Raw genomic sequence first — 12,158 nt, forward strand, 5'->3', positions numbered from 1 at the left:
GGAGGTTCCATGTCGCGCCTGATACTCCCGCTGCTGCTGGTTGCCCTGCTGGCCGGTTGCGCCGGCGGCGGCGCCTCGACACAGCGCTATGCCCTGCCCGGCCCCGAGGCGGCACCGAGTGCCGGTGAGACCCGGTTACTGATCGCCCCCCTGCATCTGGTGGAGTACCTCAACCAGGAAGGCATCGTCCTGCAACTGGACGACATCAGCCGCCATCAGGCCCGCGAGCACCGCTGGATCGAGGCCCCGGGCCCGCACCTGACTCGCGGGCTGCGCGATCGCCTGGCCGAGCGGCTGCCCCAGGCCCGGGTGGCCCTGGCCCGCAGCGGCGACGCCCCGGCGCCGCGCCTGCGGCTCGAGGTGGAACGCTTCGAGGGACGCTATGATGGGATGGCCATCGCCGGCGGCACCTGGCGCCTGGAGTCGGCAGAGGGTGAGCCGCTGGCCCAGGGCCGCTTCCATGCCGAACGCCCCCTGGCCGGCGATGGCTATCCGGCCCTGGTACGCGCGCTCGGCGAGAGCTGGGACGCGGTGGCCGACCAACTCGCCGCGGCCCTGGCGCCGCGGCTGATGACCGACCGTTAGGGGAGGAAGGCCATGGAAGACGCCCAGATAAGCGCCCTGTTGCAAGCCATTCGAGAACTGCATCAGGAGGTCGAGGGTGCCGAGGGCGCCGACGCCGAGACCCGCCGCCATGTGCTGAGCATGGCCCGGGTACGCCTAAGCACCCTGGAAGTCCCGGCCTCGCTGCCCGAGGCGATCCACGACGGCCTGCACCGCGCCCATCGTCACCTGGCCGAGCTGGCCCTGGCGCTCTACCGCGAGGGCGGCTGCGACGACCTGGACGAGGCGGGACGCCAGGCCTACCTGGACGAGCATGCCGAGCCCCTGACCGCCATCGCCGGCGTCGGCGCCACCCTGGCCCGGCGCCTCTTCCTGCACGGCCTGGTCAGCCGTGAACAGCTGGAGGACGTCGACGAGGCCACCCTGGCCCGGGTGCCCGGCCTCAATGCCGGCCACCGGGCGCGGATCCTCCGGGCCCTGGGGCGCGGCGAGGCGGGCTAACCCTCCCCATCCAGTCAGTGGGAAATTCTCTGTTGCCCCGCAAGTCGCCACTGCGGTTTCCGTGGGAGTGCGGCGCTCCGGTTCCGCCGGTCCGACGCATCGGCGATATCGCCCGAAGGGCGATCCTGGCTGCCACCAGGGGCGACTTCGTCGCCCAATCGTCCGGCGGAGCCGAACTCCTACCACACCAGCGACCATCCCTAACTCAGTGAAAGCAGGCTTTAGCCGCGGTCCGACGTCTCGGCGATGCAGTTTGGTGGCGATTTAAACGGGTGTAGGCCAGCAACCCCTTGATCTCACGCGACTCCCGCCCGCCGCGACCCAATGCCACGGCCAAGGGCCTCGCACTAAGGGGGCTTTTCTGTCATGATGCCGGCGCGGCGTTTACTAGTCCCTCCTGCCGCACCTGTCACCCGATGTTTCTTGACCCGCCGCCCGGGACTCGCGCCGCCATTGCCGCGGCGGATGGCGACGGGGTCGATGGAGTTTCCATGAGCTTTTCCGATCTCGGCCTGCGTGCCGAACTGCTGCGTGCCGTCGAGGCACAGGGCTACACTACCCCGACCCCGATCCAGCGCCAGGCGATTCCCGCCGTGCTGGGTGGCGGCGACCTGCTGGCCAGCGCCCAGACCGGTACCGGCAAGACCGCCGGCTTTACCCTGCCGATGCTGCAGCGCCTGGCCGATGGCCCGCGTCCCGGCAAGCGCCAGGTGCGCGCCCTGGTGCTGACCCCGACCCGGGAGCTGGCCGCCCAGGTGGGTGAGAGCGTGGCCGACTATGGCCGCCACCTGACCCTGAAGAGCCATGTGATCTTCGGCGGCGTCGGCCAGCAGCCCCAGGTGGATGCCATCCGCCCCGGCCTGGACGTGCTGGTGGCCACCCCCGGCCGCCTGCTCGACCTGCACCAGCAGAAGCACGTCGACCTGTCACGCATCGAGATCCTGGTGCTGGATGAGGCCGATCGCATGCTCGACATGGGCTTTATCCACGACATCAAGAAGGTGCTGAAGCTGCTGCCGGAGAAGCGCCAGAACCTGCTCTTCTCGGCCACCTTCTCCGACGAGATCCAGACCCTGGCCCACAAGCTGCTCGACAACCCGGCCAAGATCGAGGTGGCACGCCGCAACACCACCGCCGAGACCGTCGACCAGGCGGTCTACAAGGTCGACCGGGAGAAGAAGCGCGAGCTGCTGGCGCATCTGATCAGCGAGCAGCAGTGGTACCAGGTGCTGGTCTTCACCCGCACCAAGCATGGCGCCAATCGCCTCGCCGAGCAGCTCAGCAAGCAGGACATCCCGGCCATGGCCATCCATGGCAACAAGAGCCAGTCGGCCCGCACCAAGGCGCTGTCGTCCTTCAAGAGTGGCGAGCTGCAGGTGCTGGTGGCCACCGATATCGCCGCCCGCGGCCTGGATATCAGCGAGCTGCCCTATGTGGTCAACTTCGAGCTGCCCAACGTGGCCGAAGACTATGTGCACCGCATCGGCCGCACCGGCCGTGCCGGCAGCGAGGGCCAGGCGGTGTCGCTGGTCTGCGTCGACGAGCACGGCCTGCTCAAGGGCATCGAGCGGCTGATCAAGCGCGACCTGGAGAAGCGCATCGTGCCCGGCTTCGAGCCCGACCCCAATGCCAAGCCCGAACCCATCGAGAACGGTCGTAACCGCGGCCGCGGCAATGGGGGCCGGGGTGGTAATGGTGGCCGGAGCAACGGCGGCCGAGGCCAGGACCAGCAACGCCGCCAGGGTGGCGAGGCGCGTCAATCCAGTGGTCGCGACAACGATGCCGCCAAGCCGGCGCGTCGGCGTCGCCGCCCCCGCCGCCCAGCCCAGCAAGGCTAAGCCCAGCAAGGCTAAGCCCGGAATCGCTTCAGGCCAGCGCCCCTGTCGCTGGCCTGCTTCATTGCTTTATGCGAATGTACGATTCTGATACCCCACGCTAATCACAGCAATACTGATGACCCATGCTTAGCATCTTCAAAGGCAAGCCCCCCGAATGCTGGATCATCAAGCAGATCGACGACGACCTGCTGCATCTGTGTGGTCGCGGCCTGGCCACCGCCAAGGGACGCGCCAAGGCCCTGCTGGAGAAGCTGCATCACGGCAGCTACGAGGGTCCCATCAGTTTCGACACCAGCGGGCTGGTGCTCAATTCGCGGCTCTTTGCCGCCCTGGTGCCCCTGGAGGCACTGAGCATCGACGATCAGGGACAAGCCCATTGGCAGGGGCGGGCCTGGCGGGTCGCCTGGGTGCCCCAGCGCTGCTGGGCCTATGAAGGGCCACTCATCACGCAGTCGACTGCCGTCGACGGACGCCCCGGCCTGATCAGCGTGGAAGACGTCACCACCATCCGTGCCAAGGCCGCCCCCCAGGCGGCACCCCGCAATCCACAACTCTATGGTCTCGAGGCACTGGAGGGTATCACCACCGAGCGGGGCGCCCAGCAAGGGCAGTCCGGTCATCGCTGGTCGGGCCCCGCCGCCGTGGGAGGCCGTGAACGTCGAGACAGACATGGCCACTAGTCAACCCATGCCGTCGCGGGGACGCCTGATCGGCTTCCTCGCCCTGATGGTCCTGGTGGGTCTCAACCTGAGACCCGCCCTCTCTTCACTATCGCCGCTGCTCAATCGTATCCAGGCCGACACCGGCCTGTCGCCCCTGGGCATCGGCGCCCTGACCACCCTGCCGGTACTCTGCCTGGGGCTCTTCGCGCCCCTGGCGCCCTGGCTGGCCAAGCGCCTGGGGCCCGAGCGCGCCCTGTCGCTGGCCCTGTTGCTGCTGGCCGGCGCCCTGCTGCTGCGCGCTAACCAGCTGACGCCCTTGCTCTATCTAGGCACTCTCGGGGTCGGCGCCGCCATCGGCATCGCCGGCTCCCTGCTGCCGGCCCTGGTCAAGCGGGAACTGCCCAAGGGCGCCGACCTGATGACCGGGGTCTATACCATGGCGCTGTGCCTGGGTGGCGCCCTGGGCGCCGGGCTCGGCATCCCCCTCGCCGACTGGCTGGGCGACTGGCACCTGAGCCTGGCCAGTTGGGCCCTGCTGGCCCTGGCCGCCCTGGCGGCCTGGCGACTGGGCATGCCCCACCCCAGGCCGCCGGCCCCCGGCAGCCTGCCCAAGGCCCCACGCGTCCGGCTATGGCGCCACTCCCTGGCCTGGCAAGTCACGGCCCTGATGGGCAGCCAGTCGTCGCTGGCCTATATCGTCTTTGGCTGGCTGCCGGTGCTGCTGCAGCGGCGCGGCCTGAGCGAGGGCGAGGCGGGCTGGTTGCTGGCCGGCTCGGTGATGGTGCAGCTGATCTCGGCGCTCGGCGCCCCCTGGCTGGCCCGCCTGCATCGCGACCAGCGCCCCGCCATGCTGCTGATGCTGGGGCTGACCACCGCCGGCTTCGTGATCCTGCTGCAGGCGCCACTCTCCCAGCGCTGGCTGGGGGCCACCCTGCTCGGCCTCGGTCAGGGCGGCGCCTTCAGCCTGGCGCTGACCATGATCGTGCTGCGCAGCGGCGACTCGCGCCTGGCCGGCAAGCTCTCCGGCATGGCCCAGGGCTTCGGCTATACCCTGGCGGCCATGGGCCCCCTGGTCATCGGCCTGCTACTGCAACTGGGCGCCGACCTGACCACCGTCACCGGCGTACTGGTAGGCATCGCCGGCTTCGCCGCCATCGTTGCCTGCCTGGCCGGGCGCAACCGGCGCCTGGAATTCGATGATCAGGGCACCCTGATCACCCGGGTCTACAAGAAGCGTCGCTAGCCGGTGGGAATCACCACCTCCATGGCCACCTCGCGCTGGGCGGCCATGGCCTCCAGGCTCGCCTTGAGGGCTTGCTTGGCCTCTCGATCGCCATGCACCAGGCGCACCTGACGCGGCCAGCGGCGCATGCGGCGAATAAAGTTGAGCAGGTCCCGGGCATCGGCATGGGCCGAGTAGCCGCCCAGGCTCTCCACCTTGGCGCGGATCTCGTAGCGCCGCCCCTCCAACTCCACCCAGCCGCCCCGCGGCCCGTAGCGCTGAATCGCCCGCCCCGGGGTACCCCGGGCCTGATAGCCGACGAACAGCACCTGATGGCAGGGGTCGCCGAGCATCGCCTTGAGGTAATCGACGATACGCCCGCCCGCCGCCATGCCGCTGGCGGCGACCACCACCGCGGGACGCCGTGTCTCGGCCAGGTGTGCCACGCAGCGTTGATGCTCCGCCTCGCCCTCCGGGGTATGCAGGGACTCGAAGTCCAGCGGATGGCGACCGGCCCGCAGGCGCCGCTGCGCCTCGGCATCCCAGAAGGGACGCAGCCGGCGGTAGGCCTGGGTGAAGCGTGACGCCAGGGGCGAATCGACGATGATCGCCAGCTCGCCCCATAGCCGTTGAGCCTCGCCGCCCTGGCGGCGGGCACGATAAATGATCCCCTCCAGTTCGTAGAGCAACTCCTGGGTGCGGCCGATGCTGAAGGCCGGGATCAGCACGCTGCCGCCATCGGCCAGGGCCGCCTCGACGGCCGCCTGGAGGCGATCCCGACGGTGGCGGCGATCCTCGTGACGGCGATCGCCATAGGTGCTCTCCAGCACCACCACATCGGCGCCATGGGGCGAACGCGGCGCCGGCAGCAGCGGCGCGTGGGGCGCCCCCAGGTCACCGGAGAAGACCACCCGCTGGTGCTCGCGGCGCGCCTTGTCCCGCCAGTCGACCTCCACATAGGCGGAGCCGAGAATATGCCCGGCGCGTTGCAGACGCACCCGCACCCGGTGGCCGGCGTCATCTACCAACTGGTGCCACTGGCGATACGCCAGGGGCACCAGTTGGGCGCTGACCCGCGCCAGGAAACGCTCGATCAACCGGCGATCCCGGGTAAAGCCCACCCGCAGGGCGTCCTCGATCACCAGGGGCAGCAGCTCGGCGCTCGGTTCGCTGCACAAAATCGGCCCCTCGAAGCCGGCTGCCACCAGATAGGGCAGCCGGCCGATATGATCGATATGCACATGGGTGACCACCAGGCCCAGGACGCCCTCCAGGGAGAAATCGACGCGCTGGCGCTCGAAGGTTTCACCGCCGGCCTCCTCGCCCTGGAAGAGACCACAGTCCACCAGCAGCGAACGCCGCTCGTCGATATGCAGGCGGTGGCAACTGCCGGTGACGCCATCCACGGCGCCATGGTGGCTGATGGTCATGGGGTCCATGGCGAGGCCTCCCTTCCTCTATTGGCTTCAGCATAGTCGCTGGGCGGCCTGGTCCCGATCACGTATCATCGATTCGCCAAGGACGCTTTCTCCCCGACGACAGGAGTCCCATGACCGCCGCTTCCCGACCGCCCCTCAAGGCCGACCTGCTGCTGCTCGCCGTCACCCTGCTGGCCGCCGCCGGGTGGATCTTCTCCAAGGAAGCGCTGAACGGCCTGCCGCCGCTGCTGTTTATCGGCAGCCGCTTCCTGCTGGCGGGCCTGCTGCTGCTGCCCTTCGCCTGGCCCAGCCTGCGCAAGCGTCGCCCGGCACAGTTCACGGGGGCCCTGGGTGTCGGCCTGGTCTTCGCCGCCGCTATCGCCTTCTGGGTGCTGGGCCTGGCCTATGCCACCCACCTGGGCGAGAGCGCCTTTATCAATAGCCTGGGCATCCTGCTGGTGCCGGTGATGGCCCGCCTGCTGTTCGGTGACCGGCCGCCGAAGGCCACCTGGATCGCCCTGCCGGTGGCGGTAGTGGGGCTCGCCTGCCTGTCCCTGGACCGGGGCTTTCACCTGGAGGCGAGCCAGTGGCTGTTCCTGATCGCGGCCACCCTCTTCGCCCTGCTCTTCAACCTCAACTCCCGGGTCGTACGCAGCCTCCCCGCCCTGCCATTGACGACCATCCAGCTGATCGTGGTGGGGCTGGTGCTGACGGCCCTGTCGGCGCTGACCGAGCCCTGGCCCGCCCGCCTGGGAGGCGATACCCTGGCCTGGCTGGCGGCCAGCGTGCTGCTGGCCAGCACCCTGCGCTTCTTCCTGCAGGTCTATGCCCAGGGCCTGACCACCCCCAGCCATGCGGCGGTGATCATGATACTGGAAGCGGTATGGACCGCGCTGATGGCGGCGGTATGGTTCAATGAGACCATGAGCGCCTGGCAGCTGCTGGGCTGCGGGCTGATCTTCGCGGCGCTGCTGATCAATCGCTGGCGCTGGGTACGCGCCCTATGGCGCCGTCGCTGAGGCCGCGAGGGAAGGCAAGCCTGGGCGGGACATGACAACGGAGCGGGAATGAGCAAAGTACGCTACTCGGGCGACCTGATCGCCAGCCTCGAGGGGGTGATGTGGCTGGGGCTGGCCTGGTCGGCGAGCCTGTCGACCAGGCTGGGTACCCCGTTGCCCAGCATCACGGCGCTCTGCCTGGTAGGCACCTGCCTGATCGTTTCCCTGGGCCATCGGCCCCTGCGGCTGATGCTGGGCCGCTACCGGATCCGCAAGCGGCGCACCGAGATGCTGATGCATCTGGTGGCCCTGCCGCTGCTGCTGGCCATGGCCCTGGCCATCCCCTTCGAGGCCCTGGTCACCCCCCTGACCGGCGCCCAGCGACTGCTGCTGTTCAATGTGCTGGCCACCGCCGGCTGGCTGATGTTCCTGCTGACCATCCTGACCAAGTCGGTGATCTTCGAGGTGCGCCAGCGCAAAGGGGGCCGACGCTAGGGAATCGCCTGCTGTGAGGTGAAGGCTGGTGTTGTGGGAGATTCTATATCGCCCGAAGGGCGATCTTGGCAAGACCAGGGCGCCGGGCGGCGCCCAATCGCCGAGCGTCGGACCGCCGGCGGAGCCGGACTCCCACTACACCAGCTGCCACCCCTAACTCAGTGAAAGCTAGCTTTAGCTGGCGATTTAAACCATCTCGACGAGCTACACCAGCTTCCAGTCCAGGCTTTCGCCGCCCATCAGCGGCACGATCACCTCATCCCCATAGGGCAGGCTCTCCGGCAGGATCCAGGACTCCCGCTTCAGGGTGATGCTGCGCGGGTTGCGCGGCAGGCCGTAGAAGTCGGGGCCATGATGGCTGGCGAAGCCCTCCAGGCGATCCAGGGCTCCGGCCTGCTCGAAGGCGGTGGCATAGAGCTCGATGGCCGCCGGGGCGGTAAAGGCGCCCGCACAACCACAGGCGCTCTCCTTGGCCCCCTTGGCATGGGGCGCGCTATCGGTCCCCAGGAAGAACTTGCGGCTGCCGGAGGTGGCCGCCGAGAGCAGCGCCTCGCGGTGGCTCTCGCGCTTGAGCACCGGCAGGCAATAATAGTGGGGGCGAATACCGCCCACCAGCATCTGGTTGCGGTTGAACAGTAGATGGTGAGCGGTGATGGTGGCCGCCACATTCGCCGGTGCCGCCTCCACGAACTCCACCGCCTGGCGGGTGGTGATATGCTCGAAGACCACCTTCAGGTCAGGGAAGCGCGCCAGCAGCGGCTTCATCACCTTGTCGATAAACACCGCCTCGCGATCGAAGATATCGATCTCGGCATGGGTCACCTCGCCGTGTACCAGCAGCGGCAGGCCGAGGCGCTCCATGGCGGCGATGGCATCGGCACACTTGTCGACGCTGGTCACCCCGGAGTCGGAATTGGTGGTCGCGCCGGCGGGATAGAGCTTGACCCCATGCACCTGACCGCTGGCCACCGCCCGCTCGATCTCTTCCGGGGCGGTGTTATCGGTGAGATACAGCGTCATCAAGGGCTCGAAGGCCACCCCTTCCGGCACCGCGGCGAGGATCCGCTGGCGGTAGGCCAGGGCCTGCTCGGTGGTGGTCACCGGCGGCTTGAGATTGGGCATGATAATGGCGCGACCGAACTGGCGGGCGCTGTAGGGCACGACCCGATCGAGGGCCTCTTCATCGCGCACATGCAGGTGCCAATCGTCAGGCTGGGTCAGGGTGATCTCGTTCACGGTGCATCCTGTAGTCGGTGAATCAGCCCGCCCAGTATACCCGCTTGCCGGCCGTGACGCCGCGGGTCTGGCGAATCCCTCTTATTCCGCTAAACTAGGGGTTCTACTCGTCCCGAATGACGCCATCATGATGCGCTCACTGTCTCGGCTAACGCTACTCACCCTGTTGGTCGCCTCGCCCCCCCTGCTGGCGGCGGCGCCATCCGCCTCGCCCCAGGACGACCCCGAGCTCGTCGAGCTGGACAGCGGCGTGCGCGTCGATGGCGAATCCGTGGACTTCTTCGATGGTTTCACCTCGGGCTTCCGCGTGGCCGCCGGCTACCTGCTGCCCCGCCTCCCGCGCCTCGAGATCGGCGCCGAATTCGCCTACCTGGAGAGCGAACAGCTGCCCACCACCTATCAGGGCATGCCGGTACAGCTCGACAGCACCAGCCTGCGCGGCGCGGTCATGGCCGGACTCCGCCTGGGCAAGCTGCACTTCTATGGCAAGTCGGGACTGGCCGGCTGGCAGGCCGACGTGGCCGGTCCCGCGGAAGGCAACTGGCGACACGACTCCCTGGACGGTACGGCCCAGACCTTCGGCCTGGGCGCCAGCATTCAGCATAATGCCTGGCAGGGCCGGCTCGAGTACGAATACATCGATGCCGACCGCCTAGACCACCTCAATATCACCAGCGCCCGAGTCATCTACCGCTTCTAAGCGGTGGGCCATCCGAAGCGCCGCGCCTCCAGAGCCATCCCAGGCGCACACTGCCCTCAGGCGATGGCTGCGACAATGTCGCACAGGCACTCCCCCGGGACAGCTGCTAGAGTGGCCTCTTTGCCAATCATTATCGATTCCATGGTCGCCTCCACCACCTCGCTGCGCCTCAATATCCTGATCCTGACCACCTTGCTGATCCTGGGGGCCACCGCCTGGTACGCCGCCCACCATCTGACCGGGCGTGACGGCATCGACTGGCAAGCCGCCGAGGCCCCCTGCGACCTCAACCGGGGCCCCTGCAGCGCGACCCTGGCCGACGGCAGCCGACTGCGCTTCGCCATCGACGGCGACAAGCCGATCCGTGGCCTGGCGCCACTGAGGCTGCACGTGGAGAGTGATGCCGGTGATATCCGGCGGGTGCGCGTCGACTTCGAAGGGGTCGGCATGGAGATGGGCCTGCACCGCTTCCCGCTGGAGCAAACCGCCGAGGGCCGCTTCGCCGGCCCGGCTCAGGTCGGTATCTGCACCGAGGAGGTGATGCCCTGGCGGGCCCGGGTGCGCATCGAAACCAGCCACGGCTGGCAAGGTGCCTGGTTCGATTTCACCGCGGTGCGCGGTGTCTGACACCGGCTGAAACGGCTGAAACAACAGCGGTCCCGCCAATGGCGGGGCCGCTAGTGCTGAGCGCCCTGTGGGAGCTGGCTTTAGCCGGCGACTTACCCAACCTTATCGCCTGCTGAAGCAGGCTCCCACAATACCGGTGGCAGCCTCATACAGTGGGAGCTGGCTTTAGGCGCGGTCCGACGTTTCGCCGATTATCCGTGAGGCCTGCGGCCGGTCACTCCGTCCCGGTCAACGTCTTGGCTTTGTCCAGATACGCCTGACCATGCGACTTCACGCCCTCGCCATCCAGGCGCTCCGAGGCCAGATGCACCTCCTCGAGCTCCACGGCCATCTCACCGACTTCCTCCGAGAGGGTCTCCAGAGCATTCTCCAGGGTATAGGTCAGCTCATGGACCTGCCCCAGCTCTTCATCGCTCAGCGACTCCTGGGCCAGCAGGGCCTCGAGACGCTGGTTATAATCGGTGAAATTCTCGACCGCCGCCTGCAGGGTCTCGGTGGCTTCGCCCTGAAAGTGATCGACACGCTCGGCCAGGGCCTCGCCCACCAGCCCGAAGGTCAGGGCCGCCAGAAACATGAAATGCTTCATTGCAATTCCTCTTTGCCAATGAAAATGATTTGCAACAACAAATCTATCAGTCGATCGCCGTCCACACAAGCGTTCCGGCTGCGGTGGATTGGCGCGGCCTTAGCCCTAGTAGATACCGTCTCTCGATACCGGCTGCAAGGGGGCTTATGCCCCTTGCGGCCGATATTCGCTCTGCGACTTCAACACGCCATAGGCGATGTGCACCAGCTTTCGCATGGCCGCCCCCAGCGCCGACAGCGAGGGCTTGCCACGCGCCTTGAGGCGCGCGTACTGGTCGGCTGATATCGGGGTTGCGACGGATGGCCACCACCGCCCCCATGTAAAGCTTCCGGCGGATGCCGGGTGCCCCGGCCTTGGACAGGCGCGACCGCAACTTCACCGAGGTCCCCGACTCCTCCAATACCGGCACCAGGCCCAGGAAGGCCGCGGCCTGGCGAGCACTGCGGAAATCCCGGCTGCGTAGCGTCGCCACCAAGCGCGCCGATAGTGCCGGCCCGATGCCGGGGATGCTCTTCAGCAAAGCGCGATCCCGCTTCAGCGGCGGGTGGGTGTCGAAGTGGTCGTCGATCGCCTGGCGCAGGCGCCGCGCCTCGCTCTCCAGGGCCGCCAGCATGTGGCCGATCGACTCGGCGGCCTTGGCATCCTGGTTGAATTGGGCCTTCTCCAGGCGGTTACGTTCGCGCTGCAGATCGTCTTCCACGGTCTCCAGCCGGTTGATGAGACGCTTGAGTTCCCGCACCTCGGGCGGTTCCGGCTGCCACGGCTGGGGCTTCCGCTCGATCCCGTAGCGCGCCACGATCATGCTGTCCTTGCGATCGGTCTTGCTGCGAACGCCCATGCCCTTGGCGTGGTGGCGCACCTGGGCCGGGTTCAGCACATAGACGGTGACACCCGCCTTATGCAGCCAGTACGCCAGTGGCTCATGGTAGATGCTCGTGGCCTCCAGATAGACATGCAGCTCATCGGCCGCCTCGCCGGTCTGCCTGACGAGCCAGTCGAGCAGCCCCGGATAGTCCTGATGACGGTTGGAGAAGACCTTGGTCTTGATCTTGCCCTTGTCCAGGTCGCGCACCCACAGGCAGTCGAGTTTCTGCTTGCTGACGTCAATACCGATATGTGCCATCTCGTTGTCTTGCCTTGTTCGTACAGCCTCTCTCGTCCATGCGAGGGGCGTTGGATACCGTTCAAACTGGTGAGATCAAGGAGCCTGGAGGGGCCCATCTACGATGCAGGGTCAATGCCCATCAGGAGCTGGACGGGTTACCCTCCAGGCCAGTGAGGCGGTGGTAGCTAATCACCTCCTCTCGAGAG

General features: G+C 67.6%; 13 protein-coding genes. 9 read left to right on the plus strand and 4 right to left on the minus strand.

Annotation, left to right across the window (positions count from 1 at the left end):
* Positions 1 to 9 precede the first annotated feature (9 nt).
* The 5 genes from ACQ1W9_RS10540 to ACQ1W9_RS10560 all read left to right on the plus strand — a co-directional run bounded on the left by ACQ1W9_RS10540 (position 10) and on the right by ACQ1W9_RS10560 (position 4,808).
* Positions 10 to 585 (plus strand): PqiC family protein, encoded by a 576-nt coding sequence (locus tag ACQ1W9_RS10540; protein ID WP_431023330.1) that lies wholly within the window; start codon positions 10 to 12, stop codon positions 583 to 585.
* A gap of 12 nt (positions 586 to 597) precedes the next feature.
* Positions 598 to 1,065, plus strand: coding sequence for a helix-hairpin-helix domain-containing protein (locus ACQ1W9_RS10545; protein ID WP_431023331.1), 468 nt, complete (start codon positions 598 to 600; stop codon positions 1,063 to 1,065).
* Positions 1,066 to 1,556: 491 nt separating this feature from the next.
* Positions 1,557 to 2,903, plus strand: a complete 1,347-nt coding sequence (locus tag ACQ1W9_RS10550; protein ID WP_346060496.1) for a DEAD/DEAH box helicase — start codon at positions 1,557 to 1,559, stop codon at positions 2,901 to 2,903.
* Positions 2,904 to 3,025: 122 nt separating this feature from the next.
* The gene (locus ACQ1W9_RS10555; protein ID WP_431023332.1) at positions 3,026 to 3,583 is read left to right on the plus strand and encodes a hypothetical protein; all 558 of its coding nucleotides are present in this window, start codon (positions 3,026 to 3,028) and stop codon (positions 3,581 to 3,583) included.
* The gene (locus tag ACQ1W9_RS10560; RefSeq protein ID WP_431023333.1) at positions 3,573 to 4,808 is read left to right on the plus strand and encodes an MFS transporter; all 1,236 of its coding nucleotides are present in this window, start codon (positions 3,573 to 3,575) and stop codon (positions 4,806 to 4,808) included. Before ACQ1W9_RS10555 ends, ACQ1W9_RS10560 begins: the two co-directional genes overlap by 11 nt.
* Here ACQ1W9_RS10560 and ACQ1W9_RS10565 read toward each other — a convergent pair.
* Positions 4,805 to 6,226: an MBL fold metallo-hydrolase RNA specificity domain-containing protein gene (locus ACQ1W9_RS10565; protein WP_431023334.1), complete on the minus strand. Its 1,422-nt coding sequence runs from the start codon at positions 6,224 to 6,226 to the stop codon at positions 4,805 to 4,807. The genes ACQ1W9_RS10560 and ACQ1W9_RS10565 overlap by 4 nt on opposite strands.
* 110 nt (positions 6,227 to 6,336) lie before the next feature.
* On the opposite strand from ACQ1W9_RS10565, the gene ACQ1W9_RS10570 reads away from it, so the two are divergent.
* Both ACQ1W9_RS10570 and ACQ1W9_RS10575 read left to right on the plus strand, forming a co-directional pair.
* The gene (locus tag ACQ1W9_RS10570) at positions 6,337 to 7,224 is read left to right on the plus strand and encodes a DMT family transporter (protein WP_431023335.1); all 888 of its coding nucleotides are present in this window, start codon (positions 6,337 to 6,339) and stop codon (positions 7,222 to 7,224) included.
* A gap of 48 nt (positions 7,225 to 7,272) precedes the next feature.
* Positions 7,273 to 7,698: a hypothetical protein gene (locus tag ACQ1W9_RS10575; RefSeq protein ID WP_346060501.1), complete on the plus strand. Its 426-nt coding sequence runs from the start codon at positions 7,273 to 7,275 to the stop codon at positions 7,696 to 7,698.
* A 204-nt stretch (positions 7,699 to 7,902) separates the two neighbouring features.
* Here ACQ1W9_RS10575 and pyrC read toward each other — a convergent pair whose 3' ends face one another.
* Positions 7,903 to 8,934, minus strand: coding sequence for a dihydroorotase (pyrC, locus tag ACQ1W9_RS10580; RefSeq protein WP_431023336.1), 1,032 nt, complete (start codon positions 8,932 to 8,934; stop codon positions 7,903 to 7,905).
* A gap of 127 nt (positions 8,935 to 9,061) precedes the next feature.
* Here pyrC and ACQ1W9_RS10585 point away from each other — a divergent pair, with 127 nt between their 5' ends.
* A complete protein-coding gene (locus tag ACQ1W9_RS10585) occupies positions 9,062 to 9,634 on the plus strand; it encodes a hypothetical protein (RefSeq protein WP_431023337.1) in 573 nt (190 codons plus the stop codon).
* A gap of 120 nt (positions 9,635 to 9,754) precedes the next feature.
* On the plus strand, positions 9,755 to 10,261 hold the full coding sequence (locus ACQ1W9_RS10590; protein ID WP_431023338.1) for a hypothetical protein: 507 nt from the start codon (positions 9,755 to 9,757) through the stop codon (positions 10,259 to 10,261).
* Between the two features lie 214 nt (positions 10,262 to 10,475).
* On the opposite strand, the gene ACQ1W9_RS10595 is transcribed toward ACQ1W9_RS10590, so the two are convergent.
* Together ACQ1W9_RS10595 and ACQ1W9_RS10600 are read right to left on the minus strand one after the other, a co-directional pair.
* A complete protein-coding gene (locus ACQ1W9_RS10595) occupies positions 10,476 to 10,847 on the minus strand; it encodes a DUF6746 family protein (RefSeq protein WP_431023339.1) in 372 nt (123 codons plus the stop codon).
* Between the two features lie 46 nt (positions 10,848 to 10,893).
* Positions 10,894 to 11,970 (minus strand): IS110 family transposase, encoded by a 1,077-nt coding sequence (locus ACQ1W9_RS10600; protein WP_431023340.1) that lies wholly within the window; start codon positions 11,968 to 11,970, stop codon positions 10,894 to 10,896.
* Between the last annotated feature and the right edge of the window lie 188 nt (positions 11,971 to 12,158).

Source organism: Halomonas sp. H5, from assembly GCF_050613175.1.
In the GTDB taxonomy this organism is placed as follows: domain Bacteria; phylum Pseudomonadota; class Gammaproteobacteria; order Pseudomonadales; family Halomonadaceae; genus Bisbaumannia; species Bisbaumannia salifodinae.